Genomic DNA, 18780 nt, shown 5'->3' with positions numbered 1-18780 from the left:
AGCCGTTCGGTCTCGTCCATGAGTCGCCGGGTTTGCGCCCGGAGGCGTGCTGTTAGCTCTAGGCTGTCGTCTGCGTGTTCTTTCACCGTTTGATTGTTCATGTTTGCCCCGGTCCCCGAAGTAGCTTCCGCACGCCGAGTATATCCCTGCCTGGCGTGACTCAGGAGGCAGTCATGGGCCGCGCTCCACGCCAGCGGGCCCGTTCCGGGTGGACAGTTAGCGGCGGTCCTCGGCTCGGGCAAAGTAGTTACTTCCGGCACCTCTCTTAGGCACTCAACGCGGCGATTCCCGGCCAAGAGTCCGCGCCCGACCGTCCTACAAATTTTCTTGCTCTACGGCCTCGCGAGCTTCGCAAATGTCCTAGACTCAAAAGCTAATCGCGGAGGTTCTCCATGTACTCGCCCCACAAACGCGGTAGCCTTGACGATATCAATTATCGAGCCGCTATTGATTCGATCGGTAGCGCGAAACCGCCTCGATACCGCGGAATTGGCGGCGGTTCTGCTTCTGGTAGCGTGGCGTTACTGGTCGGAATGCTGACCACCGTTTACGTGGGTCTGATGTACAGCATTCCGGGCGGACTTGCGTGCGGCTTGCTCGCAGGACTGGCGGCTTGGGGCATGTTTAGTTTTGTTGGGCGCTTTCCCCGGTTCTGCGGGCTCCTCGTTGTGGCTGTTATCGGCTACTTTGTTCTGCGACGCTGACGGGTGGCCCCGGAAGGGCGGGATTACCGACTCTCCCTAATCCACCCGCCCCGAACCGTCAGCGCCACTCTCCAGGGCCTCTCCAGCGTGCGCTGGTTGCTCTGCATCGAACAAATCCATAGCGTCTAGCTGCGCTTCCTTCGCTGCTTCCTGTGCTTGCTGGAACGTCGCTGCGGCCTCCCGGCCTGCCTCGTCCCACGCGGCCCTACGCGCTATCTCTACGACCTTGGGCCAATCGTCTGTGGAGACGGATTCGGATAGCCACGAGCGCAGGGCAACCCGCTTGCCGTCCACTTTGACGCGCATACGTCCGTCGCTCTCGTTAATGATCGTGCGACACGTGCCACGGTAATGCACTGTACGGGCCGGACCAAAGGTAACTTTGTGAATGCCTGCCCCAAAAGAGTACCCGGTAGCGTCCTCGGCGTCGGGCTTGCCCGCCATGATTAGCTTGCGCATTTTGGTAAGCGTGTTATCCGTGTTGCTAGGAAAGTACCCGGCCTGACTGAGGGTCTCGTGCATCGGCTCGATTTGGTAATCCGCCAGCGGCGCATACCACACGTGCTTATCGACGGTCTCACCCTGCACGCCGATGGCGGCCAACGCGAAGGGCAACAGGTACGCATGCCGAGCCCCCACTTTCATTCCGTCCACGGTCTCCCTGTGGGCGAGGTAGGCCCGGAGTAGCTCGACGGGCACGCGGTACGAACCTTTGAACGCGGCCACGCGGTACACGCCCCGAGGCAACGCCAAAGCGACCCTGGCCCCGATCTCTAATTCAAGTTGCCGACCACGCGATTTAATGAACCTTCGTACGTCATCCTCGGCAGCACGGATGCGCGTTTTCTGAGCTTCCCGGACTTTTGCTCTATCCACCGTAGCAACCCCCTACGGCCCGATACCCACTACCTTTATTCTTTCTATAAAAGAATAGTAGGAAAGTTCCCGGTCCACTCTCCAATAAATCGCTAAAAGCCTTATGCAGCAAGGGATTCCCTGAATTCAGGCCGCTCCGGGTACCGGGTACCGCTCAATTTCTCGCCGAACGTGTAAACGGCCTCCTGATTGATACCCTCGTATTGCAACGTGAGCTTAATCGTGCGTTTCCGGGTTAATACCTCCATCTTAGCAATATAGCAGCCACGGCCCGTAATGTCCTTGATTATGCTCTCCACTATATTAGGGAGTTTATCATTCCATTCTCTAACAGTTAGAGTCATGTATTGGTCTCGTTGGTTGTAGATGCGTAGGCCGAGCTAAGATAAGCTTAGCTCGTTTCGGTTTTCCATAGATATCGAGGTAGTCCAGCGAGATTTGCCCGCGTTTTACCCTGATCGTGAGGCTAATTATCTCCGAGGCGTCGGCCTTAACCTGTTCATACCAATACCAGAAATTATCGGGTAAAGCTTCGTACCATACTGGCTCTAGCATCTAGGTCCTAGTTATTCCAATGGTGGTCAATATCAACAGGGATACCGTCAAGGTTACTACCTGCTCGGTACACGTGACCTTTATCCGTTGCGGTTTTCTTCCTGTCGCAAGCAGGACATAACCACTGGAGGTTATCCAATGTATCCGGGCCGTCTTTGTGTAACGGGATAACGTGGTCCACCGTGCCTGTAGCCGTAGCTCTACCACAGTGAGCACAGCAATACTTAGCACGTTGCTTAACCTCGTCTCGTCGCTTCTGGTCTGCACCGCCGGACCAATCGGCTAACCTTGCGGTCTTACCCTTGGCTTTAACTCTGTTCAGGGTGTTGGTAGATACGGGCTTACCGTGGCGATTAACCACAGTGCCGTTACTGTGTCGATAATAGCCGCTAGGCAAGTCGCTTACACAGAACGGGCATTTTAGTTCCATGCCCGCAGGTTGCCATTGTGGATGCTTAGAGCAGTCACTCATTACTTGATCCTTGGAAAGTTATACCTTGGCCGTAACTTTATAAAAACACTCGGTCAAAGCATGAAAAGGGTTTTGGATTGCCTAATATATGTGCACGCACTAGAATGGTGCTAAATACCTCTGATATATCTCGAATTTCCTGAGATTATCTATTGACATTCAGAAAAAGATGCAGATAAGCGGGGGGTAGGTCGAAAAACGCGGGGTTTTAGTGCCAGCGCCGACCGGTCAGAGTTCTTATAACAAAAGCCCAGAAAATTGCGTTAGGGATCCTATTTTCTTTGATTAAACGATAGTTGATCCCTAACGGCGGTTATCTGGTACGGAACGTTAATTGATTCGTCTCGTAGTCCCTGGACCGTGCGGTATCAAGTCGTCAAACTCTGGACGGCCAAATAACTCGTCATCGTCGTTACCGTAGGCGCTTTGTGTCCGCTCGGAGGCACGCCCGCGCAGAACTCTTGCCTCGGCGGGGGTCTTTAGCCGCAAGGCCGTAGTGAGCCGCAGGACGACCCCGCTGCACCTCGCAGCTTCGGCAATCAAAGGATGCGGCTTACCGTCCAACATAAGCGCGCCTTGGCCGAGTTCATCACGTACCCGCTTCTCCAGCGCCCGCGCTCTGCAAAGGTCGGCCACTAGGTCTAGGTCTGAATGTGTCCAGTCGTCCGGGTGTCGTGCCTCAACGATGCGGGGCCAGTGCTTTTCCTCGTCCTGCGTTAGCTCGATGTAGTCGGGGATCGGCACGGATAGGTTGGCGCGCCGTACCGTCTCGATATCGCGCTTACGCACCACCGAGGGTCTCCTTGTCGATCAGGTCTTGGAGTTCGTCAATCTCGTCCTCCAGGTCGGCTTTCTCCGCCGCGTGGCGGGCCACCATTGCCGACAGGTCGGCCTCTAACTGTTCAAGGCGTTCTTCCATTTCTTCCTTAGTCATCGTTTCCTCGTTGGTTGGTCATCAAATGCTCGTCCGGTTGGTCTCATACCCGGCCCATAGCCATAGCATAAAACGCTGTTGCGGCATGCAGCGAACGCCCGGGAGGGGGTGGAAACGCCCCCGCAGGACAGGCATTGGTTATTGTCGTTGCTCTGGCGCACCTCAGGCAATCGTCCAAGGCGTGTTTGGGTGCGACGCTGTTGCTCGTTGGTGCTTTTCCTGATACTCCCGAGCCATGGCGTAGAAATCGCTGGCCGCCTTGAAGCGGGCCATACGGTGCGGGTGCGTCATAGGTCGTACATAGGGCCGCCCCTTGCTGTCTCGGAGGACCGCCATATCACTACGCCCGAGCTTGGCTTGTTGCTTACCGGCCCGGATACATGCCTGAGCTACGGCCAACTCGTAACCGTTCCGCATATGCGCCGTGTCAACCATGCGGCCTAGTCTGAGGTCCATTTGTGCAGCATTCTGGCCGTCCGTTACGTCGTTCCAATCCGGCCCGAGACAGGCATCGTGGATGGATACGCGTAGCTCGTCGTTACCGAGCGGTACCCGTCGCTTTCCGTTGTGGCGGGATAGCGGGAGGTCAACCGCACGCGCCAAGCGGCTAAGGTGTCGCCGCTGTGCGTTGTAGTCCGTCAGGTAACTCATGCGGACAGCTTCGGCTCAAACGTAGCGCATGCCACAAGCTCGCCCGCCGCCGCCTCGGGTACGCCCAAGTCCCTGCATAGCTGGTGGAGGCCGTTGAGGACCTTGTAATGCAATCCAACGTCCACGCGGTAACAAAGCTCGCCACCGGAGAGGTCGAAGGTAGGACTAGCAATGCGCGTGAGTTGGCTTGCGATGATACGAAAGTAACGCGGAACCGGAATACCGGCCCGCTTTGCGTTATCTCGGAGTCGTGCGACAGCGGGGGCGCTCAAACGGAATGCCGTGTCCTGATACATCGCGCTCACTCTACTTCTGCCTCTGCGATTTGGCGGCCCAAGAGCTTGAGCTTTGCCATGTCGCGGATTTGTTCCAATTGCGCCACCGCCTTACGATAGTCGATGATTTGCGCCTCGGCGGCGGCGACCATCGCGTTAAGGTTCTCGTTGGAGGCGTTCGGGTCGATAATGAATTCCATTTTAAGGGTTCCTTATTAGTTAAGGGCGGCCTGCGCCGCCCGTGTCAGGGTCTGTGGCTTATTCCGCGCTAGCGACAGACCACGCCGCACCCGGGTGCGGCGCACAGCTAAAGCCGGGAGTAACGCTGACAATCGCTACAACGGTGTCACTATCCACGGCGGAGGTCGGAGCCGACGCAATGCGGACAGTTTCGGTACTACCGCTCGGAAGTGTGACCGTGAAGTCCACGCCGTCTACAAACTGCTCGCGCGTGATTGCGAGGGTCTTGTCCAAAACAACGGCGTTAGGGCCGTACGCCTCGCGGAGGACGCCGGATTGTGCTGCGATAGGGGCTGCGAGTTTGGTCATGTCGATTCCTTTGTTTCGTTAGGTGAGTGGCCGCTTACTGCTTAACCCAGGCGGACGAGGCGGTCATATTGCCGTTCGTGTAGGTATAGGTCTGTTTAAACGCGTTGCCCGTTGCGGTGTCCGTGGCCGTATCTGTGTCGATATTGCCGCTGGCGGCGTACGTGTAGACGTGGGCGCAGGAATTGGGAGAAAACACGTATTGGCCGGTGGAGTCGGTCACGAGGTCGGAGGGCAAAATCCTGGTCATAAGATCCTTGTTTGGTAGAAGTTAGGCGGGCGACATGCCCGCCGTCATTGAGTTACGCCGAGACCGTAGCAGTCGTCTCGAACGCTGCGCCGTCCACGAACGCCCAATCTGCGTACTGGATGCCTCGGATAGCCTGCTGGTTTGTCTGGAACATGCCCGTTTGAACTGCCGTAACCGTGCCCGTGCCGTCATCGACCGGGAACATACCAGCGGTTGCTGCGTCGAGTTCTGCGGTACCGAGGAACGCCACAACACGCGCGGCGTCCACGACGAACAACTTGCCAACCGGGACGCTATACGAACAAATCGCGGGCATGCCACCATAGAAACCGCCCTTGGCCGTGATTTGCGTTTCGCTTGCGCTACGGAGGCGCACCGCCGTAAGCGGGTTGACGAGGACGGTAGCCGTGGTCAGGTCACCCGTGAAAGCCTCCAAGCCTTCGCCGAACGAGTTTGCCTGCGATGCCACAGCGCCGAGGCCGGTAGGGGTAACCTCGTCGCGTGCTTGGCTACCGAGGAACGCGTTATCAAGACCACGACTCAAAGCGCGTTGAATCTGCGACTCAATGAGCGCCTCCGCCGCGTCGCCGGTCATACGAATGAGTTCTGCGGAAAGGACCGTGGTGATTCCGAGCTTACGCTTGTCGGTCAGCGTGACGCCGAACGCGCCTTGATACGCCCTCGTCGGCAGGTGTTCGCCCACAAAGCTAGCGGCAATCGGTACGGTCTCGACGTTCACACGGGCCAAAGCGGGGACGCGTGTAAGGCCCTGCAACTGACCGAGAATAGAATTGCTAAACACTGCCTGGACGAACCGGCCACGGTCCAACGTCTCGGAGGCGAGCGCGGCAGCCGCGTTATCCGTTCCCAATGGGTTCATTACCGCCTTCAGGACCTTGTTGATTCCGGACGCCGCGCCCCAGCGGTTTTCAGCGTACTGCGCTGCTTGCGCTTCGTTGCCATCGGTCATTGCACGGAGAATCAGACGGCGGATGAAAATGTTGTGGTTCGTGTTTTGCATTTCGGTTACTTCCTTATTGGTGTGGTTGATTTGAACTGCTACGCGGGCCGGTTGATGGACAACGGCCTTGGTCGCGACGGGTGCCGGGACGGGTTTGGGTGGTGCGGCCTCGACGGCTCGCGGTTTAATGCCGAGGCTCTTGAATGCGCTAATGAACGCCTCGGGATTCGCCGGGATCGCTACGAGGGAAAGCTCGTGTACCTCTGCGGATTTGAAGTTAAGACCACCGTCCGCGTTTGGTTCCGACTTGATAGGCCGAAATCCAAGACTCACGCCCTTGATAAGGCCGGACTTAACGCTGTGCCAAGCCTCGTTGGTCCTCGTCTGCACCGTTCCCGGTTCGTCTACCTTGGCGATGGTCGCCTTGAACGGGAGGCCCCGCGCCGTGGGCGTACCGAACTGGACGGTCCCCACAGGGCTTGCATGATCGTGATTCAGAAGGAGCGGAACGTCCGTTGCGAACCGGAGGCCCATAGGGTCCACCCGGTCCTTAACCCGGTCTAAAGCCGGGGTGCTCGCCATGCCCTCAATCTCGCGCCGTTCCTCGCGGACGGTCTTGATTGTGATGGCGGAAAATGCTTTGTTTTGCATGTACTCCTAACTAGAGTGTAGATAAAGATCCGGGATTTCATCGACTAGCCCATTGGATCAGTCGGCGGGCCGCTTACAGGTAAGGCCGTTAGGCCGTGGTTTCTGCGTCTACGAGTGCGCCATTGGCGAACACCCGCCGATTGGCGTAGGGCGTTACCTCGCCGTCCGGGGCAGGCTCAACGAGGCGCGCATACGCGTAAGCCTGCGGGTGCTCGCCGTCAGGTGGTAAGCCCTCAATCGGGACCTGCTGTGTGAACATCGGGAATTTGTTAGACGCGTACGCTGCTTCGTCCGCAAACGAACAGACGCTAGCCGTAAGCGTGTCGCTACCCGAGTAATCAAGCTGCACCTGTGAAACTACGTGGACCGTAGACGTAGCCCCCGTCGCGGGGACCACGTAATCCAGTTTGATCATTCAATATGCTCCATAAAAGAGGTACCCATTAACGTATGTATCGTAGGTGGCGTTATTCTTGGCCGCGTAGGTCCAAGAGATAGTCCCGGTAGACAGGTCGAATGAAAACTGCGGATGAATCAGGCCCCCCACTGAGCCAACCTATGTACGAGTCCGGTTGGAACGATACGAATGCCCCCTGTGTGAGACCTGCATCGGTTACGCTGCCGTTCTGCCCGTTGGCAAGCAAGCGGAGGTCAAAAACCCGCGCGCATCGGTGCGAAGCATCGAGCACGAGATTGCCGCTCGCATCCCAAATCTGAAGCCCGCTGCTCATCAGATTTGTCCATTACGGGACATGTACAAAAGTCCACCTTGGCCCATGAACCGTTGGGTAATCCGTTTATCAACGTAGTTTTGCACCATCGTTTGAATTACCTTGCCGTCCTGCTCGTCCAATCCATTACCTCCGTTGATATTGACATTAACTGTTCCGCCGCCGCCAGAACTAGCCGCAGGAGCGGAACCCACCGCACCGCCAGTAGCAAAGTGTTGCGCTTGGCCTGCATTGATGCTTTCCAACAGGGAGCGGTATTTCTTCGTGCTCGCGGCATTAACTACAAACTCGCCATTCGACAACATAGCCGGGATTGAATCACTCGTACCCGAGCCTGCGCCGGTAATGTGGCCGCCGTCCGCAAAGTGGCTCACCGCACCGCCCGAGCTAAAGAACGGACTATCCAGCACCGAGCTAAACAAACGCGACTCCGCCGCCTTGAGCGCAATCTTGGCGAGGTCCGCCATGACCGACGAGGCAAACGAGCTAAACGAGAATTTGCCCGTAGTCACGAACTCCTCAAGGGCGGTGTTCATATCTCCGAACGCCGTAGAGAACGCGCTAGCCGCTACCTCTGCATTGGTCTGCGTTACACCCGCGAGACCAACCATAGACAGGCGGATTTGATCGGCGTAGTTCTGGCGGACGGCCATTTGCTTGGCTTGGTCTGCCTGGAGTTGGGCCCGGGACGCGTCGTAGTACGTCTGTGCGATAGCGAGCTTGGCTTGGTACTCCGTTTGGTCTGCGGTCGGAGAATCGTATTGCTTACGCAGGGCGTCCTTTTCCGCCTCGAAATTGGCCAGAAGTTGATATGCCGCGTCCGCTTGCGCCTTAGCATCAGGAGCCAAGAACATGGTCGCGTACGTCTGCTGTTGCGCGGCCTGCGTTCTCCTCAGAGCGGCGGATTGCTGCTCGGCAAACTTCGCAATGTCGCTACTGCGCTGCGACGCGAGACCCCGGAGACTATCGGTAAGCGTGGCGTCAATCTGCTTCCGCTGTGCCGTGAGGTCCGTTAGCTGCTTGAGGGCCTCTTGGTACGCCGATGACTCCGGTTTAGCTTTAGCAATATCAAGCCGCTTTTGCGCGTTCGCAATCTCCGCGTCCACGGCCTTAGCCTCAATGTCGTGCAAACGCTGGAAATAGCTCTCCGAGTCAATAAGGCCCGCCGAGCGCTGCGCTTTGAGGCTAGCTTGCGCCCGTTTCTCCTCGGCCTCAATAAGCTGATTAGCCGCAATCATTGCCGTTAGCGCACCGTGGAACGCCTCCGAATTACCGTGCGTTTTGGTTTTCTTGCTGTACTGGTCGTTAATCTCTTGGATATTCGACATGTGCCGCTTAAGGGCCGCCTCGTAATCCGCTGAGTTCTTTTCCAGTCCCGCCGTGGCCTTAGCAAACGCCTTGTTCTCCTCGTCAAGCTCAAGGCTATGTTTCTGACCCGGAGAGGCGTATTTATCGGAACGGAGATAACTATCTACAGCAACCTTAACATCTCCGCTTTTAGCCGCTGCCTCGCGTGCCCGCTGCTGGGTATTGATAACGCCTTGCTGCGCTCGCAATACGTCTAGGCGGGCCTTTTCCTTATCAAGCAATTCCTGAGCGGAGTCGAGATTACCCATTGCGCCCATTGATTTAGCTTGAGCAAGATTACGCTCTGCGGCCTCAACCTTGGCGTATTGGTCTCCAACCTGCTTATCGATGCTATCGGGAACGCCAATTCCCATAATTGCATTTTTAGCGCGAGTAACCGAGTACTCAAGTTGGTTCCACCAATCAACCACCACGCCCATATGCTTATTAGCATCGGCCTCTACCGCAGCGTGCGATTTAGCCAAGTCCGACATAATGGCCTTAACTGCACTGGCGGTATCCCCGAGCTTAACAAACCCGTCGATTTCTTCTATCTGTGCAGCGTTAAACGTATGGTGCGCCTTTTGATACTCGGCAACCCACTTAAGCACGTCGTCTTGAATCTTAGACAAGCTCTCGGCGGCCTTATCCGTACCAATGCCAATATCCGAGGACATAGCAATAGCGGCCTGCGTCGCTAGTTGGATAGAGTCGGCGGTAAATGCACCCGTGGCCGCAACTTGCGCCATTGCCTCACGCACCGCTTTAAGGTTAGTAGAACCCGTTTGCAGGCCGTTAGACATTTCCGCCATTTGCGCGGCGGATAATCCTACATACCCACTCGTTGCGTTAATGGCTTTATTGAATGCCTCTACCTGTGCGTAACCGTCATGCACCGTCTTGAGAAACTCATAAGCCGCACCACCCGCCGCTAGAAACGCTACGCCCAACGGGGACATAATCAGGCGGGTAAGGTCCATCGTTTCAGCAAGGACCATCATAGACCCGCCGAACTTCGTCCAACTCCCTTGCGATGCCTCGTGCGCTAAGACCATGAGTTCTCGGCGTGAGGCAGTAGTATTAAGGTTGAATTCATGGGTTTTCTCGCTCGCTTGCTGGATAGCGGAGATATAGCCCGAGACGGAATCCGAGATACCAAGTTGCGCAGCCTTGAGCGCCAACATATCCGCTTGCGTCTTGCCTGCGGCCTGCGAGTAGCGCGCTAGTTGGCTTACCACGGAATTAATGGCCCGCGCTGACGCGTTAGAACCGTTAGCCGCTGCCTCCGCGACTGCCTCTTGGGCCACCTTAATACGCTGTGCGGCTTGCTCTTGCGTTTGTTGAAATGCCCGCGCCGATTTGGCCGCACGTTCTATCTCGGCGGTGTATCCACTCGCGTCTGCGGTTACCTTAACTGTTGTTTTATTGTCCGCCATTCTTAACGGCCTCCTGTATCGAGTTAATTACCACCTGTCCCGCCTCCTGCCGCTTAGCTTCGTAGCTAGGGCGGATAAACGGTTTGGCCGCCATTTTGGAGGTACCGAACTCCAACAGACGGGCATACCACGCGTTCTGATTAATAGTTACTGCATACGTGGCAATCTCGCCCGTAACTGAATCCTCGGGGACGAACACGGTTTTAATACTGTCTTCAAGAACGCCCGTCCGGTAATGCGGCATGGCCCGGACTTTAATCTCTCGGTAGAAAACCCGCGCACCTGCGATAGCTGCTTGACGTAAAGCAGACTCCGAGGCCGCCACGCTCGCGTTACGGAGCACGTCCGTAAGAGCATCGGGGTTATCTATGGTGATGGCGTTCCTAGCCACTGACGCGAACACCCGTCATGTAATTAGATACGGCGGTCTTGACGATCACGGACACGCTCGTGTCTAAGTCCAGCGCAAGCTGTTTAACGTCCTTCAGAAAATCGGGCGTGACTTTGGCGGAGATAGTGCGATCCTCCGCATATGGCTTTGTGGGAATTACGCCTTTAGGCATGTAGAACCTCGTAAAAGAGAAGGTAGACCAAACTACAAAAGAAAACCCGCCTAGAGGTATCCCCGGAGGGACACGCCGTAGCGGGCAGGGTACCGAGCTTGCGCTCGGATTCGGGCAGAGGCCAGCTAGCTGCGCTGTCTAACCTCTCTGCGAATTTGGATTATCAACCGATGTAATTCGACAAGTTCGGCGGGCGTATCTGCGGAGAGGTCCGCCACGCGCCGCACGTAGGCGTCCGGGAGGTCAAGCGCGTATTGTTTGTTATAGCAACGCTTGCATAGCCCTTTTGCGTGCGGCCTTTCGGTACACATCGGCGTGTTACACGAATTCATACTGCTCTCCTGGTTTAGTGCAGTGTCGCGCCGCTCGGTGCAGGAACGATGCTAATACCGTCCGCTGCCGCTGCCTCCGCGAGCTTGAGACGGGCCGCTGCCAGGATGCGCAGAATGTCCGTCTGAGTCGCCAAGCCGTCCAACAATTCCGCCGCCTCATAGGGGCAGTGGCCGACCCGTTCCAATTTCTCCAGGCCGCGCGCTATGTCGGCTGCGATGTACGCCATATCCTCGGCAATGTTCGCGGGCGTAATCTCTTGGTCGTCCATCAGGCAATCTTTGAAACATTCGCTAGCTGTAACCTCTTGCAATGCTGCTTGATACTTGCTCATTCTGTGGTCGTCCTCGTAGAGACTGTGATTATGTCCGCACCGCGCCGCCCTTAATTAAGCGATCACTGCGGGCTTTTGGCCGTTATTCGGTTCTGCGGGTGGTGCTCAAAAGCGGGTGTCGGGCAATACGCGGCGGATAACGAAGTCCGCGCCGTGCTGCTCGCGGTATTCCACGCTGCTCGTGTTGGCGGTCCGAACCTGGGCCGGGGTACGGGCGATTAGCGGTTTGTTACTGACGACCCCACGGCGCGAGGCGTCGCGGGAAATGTCGCGTACTGCGTTGCCGTAAGAGTGGTGGCGTTCGGCGGCTTGTGATTGGGCGACACGATTCACCGCGCGCTCTGCTGCCACGCGCGAGGACTGAACCATCTTTGCTTTGTAGGCGGCCCGCTTTGCTGCGCGCTGCTCTGCTTTCGTCTGTTCCATCATCGAATCTCCGTTCAGTTAAGTAAGGGGACTCGCGGGAATCTCCTTGCGTAACCGGAGCTACGGCCCCTTGCGGGGCGGTTAGGGTTCGGTTGTTTCACTTGGCGTGTTCGGGGAGACCTCCGTCCCGCTTGCGATACTCGCCAAGGCTTGGTCCTTTCCGGGTGAGGCGTCCGTACTCGTCCTTGCTGCTACCTTGCTTCCCTCAGGCTCACCTTCCCTTTGGGTGTCTCGGTAGCGGTTTGTGCTGCAACCTTAGTTTTGCGCCTATGGCTGTCGGCGTTCGCATCATGAAGTGAATAGTACTCGGTACCTTCACTACAGCATATTGGAAACTATTTATCGACTTAGCATATTCGATAGCTATCATATCCGGTTGCTTCAGTTCAACCATGCTAGGATGCATGTATTGGACACTACAGGATAGGCCATGGCTACGAAATGGACCGAAATACGCAAGGCAGAGGACATCCCGGAACCAACTGAGGAGGAGTGGCAGGCGCAGAAGCTTAGCGGCGAGCTTTTGACCGCGCGCGCCCGTCACATGATCGAAGCCCTACGCATGCTTGAGCGAACGACTCAAGACGACATTCGCAACGGCGTAAAGACGGGCGTGGCTACGGTGCCGATGCAAATACGCCTAACGAAAGATCAGGTGGCGCAATTGCGTGCAGCGGCCTTTGTAGAGGGCAGGCCCGCGACGGCGATAGTCCGAGATCTGTTGGATATGTATTTCGACGCAAAGGCCCTCGATCCCGAAACAGGGAAACAGTTCCGCGACGCTGTAAAGCTGCACGGGAGCGCGTGACGCCCCCGGAGCGCAAGGCGTCAATATCTGGTGCTAGCATCGGCTCTCCACAATGGAGACCACAATGCATAAATCCCTCTCGGCCTGCGTTCTCGCGGGCCTTTCTCTTTCTTGCTCCGCGCAGAGCACCCTACCGCCCGAGGCGGAGGCAAACCTACAGCAACGCGCGGACGCCTATTATCAGACCTCTGTACGCCTTTGCGGGCCGCTACAAAACTCGGTCTTATTACAACCGTGTATTAACGACGCAGCACAAAGCAGAGAGCGGTACGTATCCAAAGGGCGCGGGGCATATTACGCCGTGCAGAAACGGCAGGAGTCCAAGGCGCAACTCAACGACACGGCGGAGCGCTGCAAAACGGATTACTCCCGGGCGTGCTCGGAGGCCATGCAGCAAGACGCGGAGCAATACTACGAGGACGCTGTAGACGCCCACGTAGCAACCTCACGCCGGTAGCCCGTTCAGACCGTGGCTATTTTTGCTTCTACCGGGAAAGTCTACCGGTGGTCTCGTGGGCCTCTTTTTTGCGCTGCGAAATGTACGTCGGTGCGCAAGCCTTACGAGGCGAGAAAGCGGAGGCCCAAATGGAACAGGACGAGGACAAACCCATTACGCTGCGTATATACCGTCTCCCGGGCGGGCGGTGGGGAGGGCGGCTTTTTACCGGAGAGGATGATATAGGCGAACTCGGGGCCTTTCAGTCCACGCAAGAGGTGGAGAAGGCCGCCGCAGAAACGGGCCTCTACCCGGAGCTTATCGAGTTTGACGACCCGGAAGGGCGCGGAGCATAAACTACAATCGCACGAACAACGCAGCATCGGCCCGCAAAGCCAATCGATCGCTACTTGGCAGCGGTCAATTTCTCCGCTAGCGAAACAAGCATGGCATGAGTTTTGGCCGCGTCTACCTCTCGGCAAGACTCGAATAAGTGCCGCAGGAGCGCCGCGCGCGTCCCGGTTGCGTCCACCGTCCTGCACGCCTCGAACAGTTGTTGCAAGCTGTCCTCCGGCTCTTTGACGCGCTCTTGATTCGCCGGGGCGGGAGAATCGTGCTGCCGGTCCAACCAGCCGTGCGACAGCTTGAACGCCTGCTCGATCTTGCGAGCGCTCCCGGGGCCGATCCCTTTATACCTTGTATTGATGTGCGACATGTAGGCCTCGCGCACTCCCACACGCTCACCAAACAACTTGAGCATTCCCTTTTCGGGTGCGTCCGGGTCCTGCCGCCGCGTCTCGTCTTTCACTTGCTCGAACAGACGAAGGAAGTTTTGATACCGAATCTCTGTAACGTCCATACATTCCCCGCTGGGTAGGTCGTCTGTTGTTAACGGCGTTGCCGGATACGTCTTGAATTGGGCTGGCGGGAGGTAACAGGACTCAAAGGCGCGCCGCTATGTCCTCGGCTGTCTCTCGGTAGTACGTGTTCTGGAGGATAGAGAGGTCCTTGTGGCCGCTGATTTTGGCGAGCGTCATAACGTCCACCTTTCGGGACAGGCGCGTGAGGGCCTCGGCGCGAGTGTCGTGAAAGTGAATCTCCCGGAGGGCGGGGCGGCCAACGGCCAATTGGTCTCGAGCTTTTCGAAAGAGGGTGTCCAACGAGGCCGAGGAAACGGTAAAGCACTTTTCCCGGCCCGCAATAGGACGCAGCAACCGCGCAGCGTGACGCGTGAGCGGGATAGAGCGCATCCGGCCCGTTAGGTACTGCATCTTGTGTTCGACAGTAACCACGCGCTTTGCCATGTTGATATTGGCCGCGCCTAGACTGAGTATCTCCCCGGCCCGCATTGCCGAGCGCAATGCGATAAGGAACGCGAGGGCTACCTCTTGGCTCTTGGTCTCCGGAGCTACACCCGTGCGGTACCCGAGGTGGCGAACGAGCGGCCTAACCTCTGCGTACGGGGAAATACGGCGGTCTCGTGGCGGCGGTTCCTGCGGCATACGCAGGCCCATGAACGGGTTGCCCTCCGTCCAGTGCCACTCCTCGCGGGCAATCTTGAACGCATTGCGCAACCAATTTATATCTCGCAGGACCGAGGCCGAGGACACCGCGTCTACCTTGGTCCCGTCATCCATCGTGAAGCCCGCCAACCGAGCGTCCCGCCATGCTGCTAGATCAGGAGTGCGTACGGCCTCCAGCGTCTTACTAGCAAGGGCGGGGAAGTTGCGGAGGAACGCCTTGATACGCATCATTTCGGGCCGCGCACCCTCTTTCTTGACGGTAACCTCTGCGGTGTACCGCTGGAGCATTTCCAGGACCGTGTGCCGGGACCCCTCGGGCTTGTCTGCCTCCCTGCGCATACCGACTTCAGTATGGGCTACCCATTCCTGAGCCTCGCGCCTCTTATCAAAGGTCTTGGTCTTTCGCTTGCCGTTGACGGTGACAAAGGCCCGGTAGCCGCCCTTGTACTCTGTGATGGATGCCATGTGCAGACCCGTGTGCAGTTCGTGTGCACCAGAGTCTACCAGTACTACACATTGGGCGGTCAGTATTGGAATGTGAGCTTGCTACCAAACAGACGCAAGCCAATGATTCTTATCGATATTTACCGCCCACCGAACAACTTTGGAAAGTCTTGTTGTCAATCTATGGTGCCGGGGACCGGACTCGAACCGGCAAGCCGTTAGGCGGCGGATTTTAAGTCCGCTATGTTTACCAATTTCATCACCCCGGCAGGGCGGACGCGATTCTACCATTGCCCGACACCGCGCCAAAGCCGCGCCGGCCGCCACCATGCACGCCGTTCGACAAGTTTTCGACCCTCCCGCATAATCGGCGGCACCGATTTCGGCGCGAGGACACCAGATGGGCAAGACCCGGCTCGAAGCATTCAGCGATGGCGTGATCGGCATCGCCGTGTCGTTCTGGCAGCCGTGGATCGCCGCGACGATCTACGCGCTCGTCGCGGCCGTATGGCTCGTGCCCGATCGACGCATCGAGCGCATCCTCGCGAACGAGGAAACGTGATGCGCATCGGGCTCATCTCCGATACCCACAACCTCGTGCGCCCCGAGGCGCTCGACGCATTGCGCGGCTGCGCGCACATCGTTCATGCAGGCGATATCTGCAAGCGCGACGTGCTCGATGCGCTCGCGTCCCTTGCGCCGCTCACCGTCGTACGCGGCAATAACGATGTCGGCGATGACGTCGCGCGATTGCCCGAGCACGCGCGCATCGAGCTTGGCGGCGCGACGATCCACGTCGTCCACGATATCGCCGATGTCCCGAAGCAACTCGACGGCATCGATGTCGTCGTGACCGGTCATTCGCACAAGCCGTTCATCGAGCATCGCAACGGCGTGCTCTTCGTGAATCCCGGCAGCGCGGGGCCGCGTCGTTTCAAACTGCCGATCACGCTCGCGTTGCTCGATATCGACGATGGAAAACTGGAAGCGCATATCGTCGCGCTCGTGACATAAAAAAAGGCCGGCGCTCACGCACCGGCCTTGCGCCTTCAAAAAGCCCGACGCTTTACGCGCGCACCGTGCCTTCCGGGAACGTATCGTCCATTTCGGCGGCTTCGCGATGGCCACGCAGGATCGCGTGCGCTTCCGACTTCGACGCCACGGCAGGCGGCGAACCCTTCAGCGGCTTCTTCGCCGTTTCATGCAGCGCAAGCACCGACACGATACCGATCAGCGACGCGCCCATCAGATAGTACGCGGGCATCATCAGGTTGCCGGTCTTGTCGACGAGCCATGCCGTGACGAGCGGCGTCGTGCCGCCGAACAGCGACACCGACACGTTGAAGCCGATCGCGAGCGCGCCGTAGCGGATCTTCGTCGGGAAGAGGGCCGGCAGCGACGACGGCATCACGCCCGTGAACGTCGACAGCAGCGCGCCGAGAATCATCATGCCCGCGAAGATCGACGGAACCGTGCCCATGCGAATCAGCGAAAGCGCCGGAATCGACAGCACCAGGAGGCCGATACAACCCGCGAGCATCACGGGCTTGCGGCCGATCGTGTCCGACAGGCGGCCAGCGAAGAGCGTCAGCGGCATCATCAGCACCATCACGACGAGCACGATGAAGAGGCCGTGCGTCTCGTTGAACTTGAGCGTCGCCGACAGATAGCTCGGCAGATACGAAAGCGCCATGTAGTCGGTCACGTTGAAGATCAGCACGAGGCCCACGCATTGCAAAAGCGGCTTCCATTGCTGGATCAGCGTCTCGCGGAACTGCTCCTTGGTCGTTTCGTGCGACACCGCTTCCGCCTTCTCGGCTTCGCGCTGGAACGCCGGCGTTTCCTCGAGCTTCATCCGGATATACAGACCGATCAGGCCGAGCGGACCCGCGATCATGAACGGAATGCGCCAGCCCCACGAGAGCAGTTCGCGCTCCGACATCACAGCGGTCAGCACCGCGACGACGCCCGCGCCGAGCACATAGCCGACGAGCGTGCCGAACTCCAGAAAGCTCGACATGAAGCCGCGCTTCTTGTCCGGCGAGAATTCGGCGATGAAGGTCGCCGCGCCGCCGTATTCGCCGCCCGTCGAGAAGCCCTGCACGAGACGCGCGACGAGCAGCAGCACCGGCGCCATCACGCCGATCGACTCGTAGCTCGGAATGATGCCGATACAGAACGTGCCGACGGCCATCATGATCATCGTCATCGCGAGTACGCGCTTGCGGCCGATGCGGTCGCCGAGCGGGCCGAACACCATGCCGCCGATCGGGCGCACGAGGAACGCGGCCGCGAACGTGCCGAAGGTCGCGAGCAACTGCGCCGCCGGGCTGCTCGACGGGAAGAACACCTTGCCGAGCGTCACGGCGATGTAGCTGTACACGCCGAAGTCGAACCACTCCATCGCGTTACCGATGGCCATCGCGCCGACCGCGCGCTTGAGCAGGGATTGATCCACGATGGTGATGTCGTCGAGGGTGAGATCGGACTTCCGACTCGATGAATCGTGTTTGCGCCAAAGGCCCTCTTGAAGAGAAGACATAGTTCGAAAAACTCCGTATTCGATCCCGAGAACTCGCGCGGAGCTTCGGGCGCGCCGTCGAAAGGACAGCGCGTATTGCCGGGACAGTGCAGTTTCGCGACGGCGCCGCTTTGCATCGCGGGAAACGGACGCCAATGGCTCCGCGCAGCATCGTGTTCGAAGCAGATGCTGAAGAATCGAGTAGCAAGCGCGGTGCCGGTGCTTCGCGGTGGGTCGCGAAATTGCACTCGGATGAAACAAACGAATTTGACGTGCGGACGGCGAACCCGGCGTTGAACCTGAGTTGCCGCGGGTGGAGCCGCGACGTCGGCGAAAAAACAACCTGAGACGAAAAAGGCCGGCGTGAGTCTGGCAGGACCAGCTAAAAAACCGACGCGCCTCTTTGTATAAAAACTGTCACTACCGCGATATGTCCGAAAAGCGATGCGCCGGACTCATGCGCGTGAATGATGGTGAATTACTGTTGATAACGAACAGATGATAACACGATGACAGACGATGTGCAAACCGGGCTATCGGCGCACGCATCGGAGGCTGGCTCAATCCCTTGCCTGGTCTAGGATTGCGCCGAATCCCATGCGATTCGTCTGATGGTCCATTCGGAACATTTTGCACACTCGCGGGCAACAAAAAACCGGCCGCATGGGCCGGTTCTTGCAGTGCCTTCGAGCCGCGATTTCAGCTTTGCGGCGGGACGTAGCCCGTGGCCGTATCGGCGCCTTCGCCGAAGAAATATTTCTCGGTCTGCTTGATGAGGTACTGGCGCGCGCGCGGATCGGCCATGTTCAGGCGATTCTCGTTGATAAGCATCGTCTGCTGCTTGAGCCAGCCTTGCCAGGCTTCCTTGGAGATCGTTTCGTAGATGCGCTTGCCGAGCTCGCCCGGCAGCGGCGGAAAGTCCAGTCCTTCGGCTTCCTTGCCGAGCTTCGCGCATTGAACCATTCGAGCCATTGTGAGTTTCTCCTCTGTATCGGGGGAGAAGCGC

The 18780-nt window shown here is 57.9% G+C and carries 20 protein-coding genes and 1 tRNA gene; 5 read left to right on the top strand and 16 right to left on the bottom strand.

Features of this window, described 5'->3' with window-relative positions; all coding sequences use genetic code 11:
- Positions 1–392: 392 nt before the first annotated feature.
- Positions 393–704, top strand: coding sequence for a hypothetical protein (locus PQR08_RS11565; protein ID WP_408161302.1), 312 nt, complete (start codon positions 393–395; stop codon positions 702–704).
- 36 nt (positions 705–740) lie between these two features.
- Here the strand turns inward: PQR08_RS11565 and PQR08_RS11560 are convergent, their stop codons facing one another.
- From PQR08_RS11560 to PQR08_RS11515, 11 genes are all read right to left on the bottom strand, one after another.
- Positions 741–1349: a hypothetical protein gene (locus PQR08_RS11560; RefSeq protein ID WP_408161301.1), complete on the bottom strand. Its 609-nt coding sequence runs from the start codon at positions 1347–1349 to the stop codon at positions 741–743.
- Positions 1350–2142: 793 nt separating this feature from the next.
- Complete coding sequence (locus tag PQR08_RS11555) at positions 2143–2565, bottom strand: HNH endonuclease (RefSeq protein WP_408161313.1); 423 nt, start codon at positions 2563–2565, stop codon at positions 2143–2145.
- A 372-nt stretch (positions 2566–2937) separates the two neighbouring features.
- The gene (locus PQR08_RS38865) at positions 2938–3396 is read right to left on the bottom strand and encodes a phage terminase small subunit, hendrixvirinae-type (RefSeq protein ID WP_494410625.1); all 459 of its coding nucleotides are present in this window, start codon (positions 3394–3396) and stop codon (positions 2938–2940) included.
- The gene (locus PQR08_RS11550; RefSeq protein WP_408161300.1) at positions 3389–3541 is read right to left on the bottom strand and encodes a hypothetical protein; all 153 of its coding nucleotides are present in this window, start codon (positions 3539–3541) and stop codon (positions 3389–3391) included. The genes PQR08_RS38865 and PQR08_RS11550 overlap by 8 nt, the downstream gene beginning before the upstream one ends.
- Before the next feature lie 952 nt (positions 3542–4493).
- A complete protein-coding gene (locus PQR08_RS11545; protein ID WP_408161299.1) occupies positions 4494–4667 on the bottom strand; it encodes a hypothetical protein in 174 nt (57 codons plus the stop codon).
- Positions 4668–5050: 383 nt separating this feature from the next.
- Positions 5051–5263: a hypothetical protein gene (locus PQR08_RS11540; protein ID WP_408161298.1), complete on the bottom strand. Its 213-nt coding sequence runs from the start codon at positions 5261–5263 to the stop codon at positions 5051–5053.
- Positions 5264–5315: 52 nt separating this feature from the next.
- Positions 5316–6875, bottom strand: coding sequence for an HK97 family phage prohead protease (locus PQR08_RS11535; protein WP_408161297.1), 1560 nt, complete (start codon positions 6873–6875; stop codon positions 5316–5318).
- Between the two features lie 730 nt (positions 6876–7605).
- On the bottom strand, positions 7606–10389 hold the full coding sequence (locus tag PQR08_RS11530; RefSeq protein ID WP_408161296.1) for a phage tail length tape measure family protein: 2784 nt from the start codon (positions 10387–10389) through the stop codon (positions 7606–7608).
- Positions 10376–10780 carry an HK97-gp10 family putative phage morphogenesis protein gene (locus PQR08_RS11525; RefSeq protein ID WP_408161295.1) on the bottom strand — a complete coding sequence of 135 codons (405 nt, stop codon included), beginning with the start codon at positions 10778–10780 and terminating at the stop codon, positions 10376–10378. The genes PQR08_RS11530 and PQR08_RS11525 overlap by 14 nt, the downstream gene beginning before the upstream one ends.
- A 518-nt stretch (positions 10781–11298) precedes the next feature.
- Positions 11299–11616, bottom strand: coding sequence for a hypothetical protein (locus PQR08_RS11520; RefSeq protein WP_408161294.1), 318 nt, complete (start codon positions 11614–11616; stop codon positions 11299–11301).
- Positions 11617–11721: 105 nt separating this feature from the next.
- Positions 11722–12045 (bottom strand): hypothetical protein, encoded by a 324-nt coding sequence (locus tag PQR08_RS11515; RefSeq protein ID WP_408161293.1) that lies wholly within the window; start codon positions 12043–12045, stop codon positions 11722–11724.
- Positions 12046–12472: 427 nt separating this feature from the next.
- Between PQR08_RS11515 and PQR08_RS11510 the strand changes: the two genes are divergently transcribed.
- Both PQR08_RS11510 and PQR08_RS11505 read left to right on the top strand, forming a co-directional pair.
- The gene (locus PQR08_RS11510; protein WP_408161292.1) at positions 12473–12850 is read left to right on the top strand and encodes a hypothetical protein; all 378 of its coding nucleotides are present in this window, start codon (positions 12473–12475) and stop codon (positions 12848–12850) included.
- Positions 12851–13435: 585 nt separating this feature from the next.
- Positions 13436–13642, top strand: coding sequence for a hypothetical protein (locus PQR08_RS11505; protein WP_408161291.1), 207 nt, complete (start codon positions 13436–13438; stop codon positions 13640–13642).
- A gap of 50 nt (positions 13643–13692) precedes the next feature.
- Here the strand turns inward: PQR08_RS11505 and PQR08_RS11500 are convergent, their stop codons facing one another.
- From PQR08_RS11500 to PQR08_RS11490, 3 genes are all read right to left on the bottom strand, one after another.
- Positions 13693–14145, bottom strand: coding sequence for a hypothetical protein (locus PQR08_RS11500; protein ID WP_408161290.1), 453 nt, complete (start codon positions 14143–14145; stop codon positions 13693–13695).
- A gap of 82 nt (positions 14146–14227) precedes the next feature.
- Positions 14228–15274, bottom strand: coding sequence for a tyrosine-type recombinase/integrase (locus PQR08_RS11495; RefSeq protein WP_408161289.1), 1047 nt, complete (start codon positions 15272–15274; stop codon positions 14228–14230).
- A gap of 163 nt (positions 15275–15437) precedes the next feature.
- Positions 15438–15522, bottom strand: a tRNA-Leu gene (locus tag PQR08_RS11490).
- A 131-nt stretch (positions 15523–15653) separates the two neighbouring features.
- Here PQR08_RS11490 and PQR08_RS11485 point away from each other — a divergent pair.
- Both PQR08_RS11485 and PQR08_RS11480 read left to right on the top strand, forming a co-directional pair.
- Positions 15654–15815, top strand: a complete 162-nt coding sequence (locus tag PQR08_RS11485) for a hypothetical protein (protein WP_250483385.1) — start codon at positions 15654–15656, stop codon at positions 15813–15815.
- Positions 15815–16267 (top strand): metallophosphoesterase family protein, encoded by a 453-nt coding sequence (locus PQR08_RS11480; protein ID WP_250483408.1) that lies wholly within the window; start codon positions 15815–15817, stop codon positions 16265–16267. The genes PQR08_RS11485 and PQR08_RS11480 overlap by 1 nt, the downstream gene beginning before the upstream one ends.
- A gap of 52 nt (positions 16268–16319) precedes the next feature.
- On the opposite strand, the gene proP is transcribed toward PQR08_RS11480, so the two are convergent.
- Entirely contained in the window at positions 16320–17795 is a 1476-nt protein-coding gene (gene proP, locus PQR08_RS11475) for a glycine betaine/L-proline transporter ProP (protein WP_187608988.1), read from the bottom strand.
- A 678-nt stretch (positions 17796–18473) separates the two neighbouring features.
- Positions 18474–18746 carry an oxidative damage protection protein gene (locus PQR08_RS11470; protein ID WP_035506430.1) on the bottom strand — a complete coding sequence of 91 codons (273 nt, stop codon included), beginning with the start codon at positions 18744–18746 and terminating at the stop codon, positions 18474–18476.
- Positions 18747–18780: the final 34 nt, after the last annotated feature.

The sequence above is a fragment of the Caballeronia jiangsuensis genome (assembly GCF_046030135.1).
GTDB classification, from domain to species: Bacteria; Pseudomonadota; Gammaproteobacteria; order Burkholderiales; family Burkholderiaceae; genus Caballeronia; species Caballeronia jiangsuensis.
This window is presented reverse-complemented; position numbering and strand designations above follow the sequence as displayed.

What these genes read in the sequence shown, in the direction of transcription:
- PQR08_RS11555 (WP_408161313.1), bottom strand. Translation starts at nt 2,565, where the DNA reads ATGGAACTAAAATGCCCGTTCTGTGTAAGCGACTTGCCTAGCGGCTAT.
- PQR08_RS11500 (WP_408161290.1), bottom strand. Translation starts at nt 14,145, where the DNA reads ATGGACGTTACAGAGATTCGGTATCAAAACTTCCTTCGTCTGTTCGAG.
- PQR08_RS11485 (WP_250483385.1), top strand. Translation starts at nt 15,654, where the DNA reads ATGGGCAAGACCCGGCTCGAAGCATTCAGCGATGGCGTGATCGGCATC.
- PQR08_RS11470 (WP_035506430.1), bottom strand. Translation starts at nt 18,746, where the DNA reads ATGGCTCGAATGGTTCAATGCGCGAAGCTCGGCAAGGAAGCCGAAGGA.
- PQR08_RS11510 (WP_408161292.1), top strand. Translation starts at nt 12,473, where the DNA reads ATGGCTACGAAATGGACCGAAATACGCAAGGCAGAGGACATCCCGGAA.
- PQR08_RS11515 (WP_408161293.1), bottom strand. Translation starts at nt 12,045, where the DNA reads ATGATGGAACAGACGAAAGCAGAGCAGCGCGCAGCAAAGCGGGCCGCC.
- PQR08_RS11535 (WP_408161297.1), bottom strand. Translation starts at nt 6,875, where the DNA reads ATGCAAAACAAAGCATTTTCCGCCATCACAATCAAGACCGTCCGCGAG.
- PQR08_RS11505 (WP_408161291.1), top strand. Translation starts at nt 13,436, where the DNA reads ATGGAACAGGACGAGGACAAACCCATTACGCTGCGTATATACCGTCTC.
- proP (WP_187608988.1), bottom strand. Translation starts at nt 17,795, where the DNA reads ATGTCTTCTCTTCAAGAGGGCCTTTGGCGCAAACACGATTCATCGAGT.
- PQR08_RS11530 (WP_408161296.1), bottom strand. Translation starts at nt 10,389, where the DNA reads ATGGCGGACAATAAAACAACAGTTAAGGTAACCGCAGACGCGAGTGGA.
- PQR08_RS11560 (WP_408161301.1), bottom strand. Translation starts at nt 1,349, where the DNA reads ATGAAAGTGGGGGCTCGGCATGCGTACCTGTTGCCCTTCGCGTTGGCC.
- PQR08_RS11565 (WP_408161302.1), top strand. Translation starts at nt 393, where the DNA reads ATGTACTCGCCCCACAAACGCGGTAGCCTTGACGATATCAATTATCGA.
- PQR08_RS11545 (WP_408161299.1), bottom strand. Translation starts at nt 4,667, where the DNA reads ATGGAATTCATTATCGACCCGAACGCCTCCAACGAGAACCTTAACGCG.
- PQR08_RS11480 (WP_250483408.1), top strand. Translation starts at nt 15,815, where the DNA reads ATGCGCATCGGGCTCATCTCCGATACCCACAACCTCGTGCGCCCCGAG.
- PQR08_RS11520 (WP_408161294.1), bottom strand. Translation starts at nt 11,616, where the DNA reads ATGAGCAAGTATCAAGCAGCATTGCAAGAGGTTACAGCTAGCGAATGT.
- PQR08_RS11550 (WP_408161300.1), bottom strand. Translation starts at nt 3,541, where the DNA reads ATGACTAAGGAAGAAATGGAAGAACGCCTTGAACAGTTAGAGGCCGAC.
- PQR08_RS11495 (WP_408161289.1), bottom strand. Translation starts at nt 15,274, where the DNA reads ATGGCATCCATCACAGAGTACAAGGGCGGCTACCGGGCCTTTGTCACC.
- PQR08_RS11540 (WP_408161298.1), bottom strand. Translation starts at nt 5,263, where the DNA reads ATGACCAGGATTTTGCCCTCCGACCTCGTGACCGACTCCACCGGCCAA.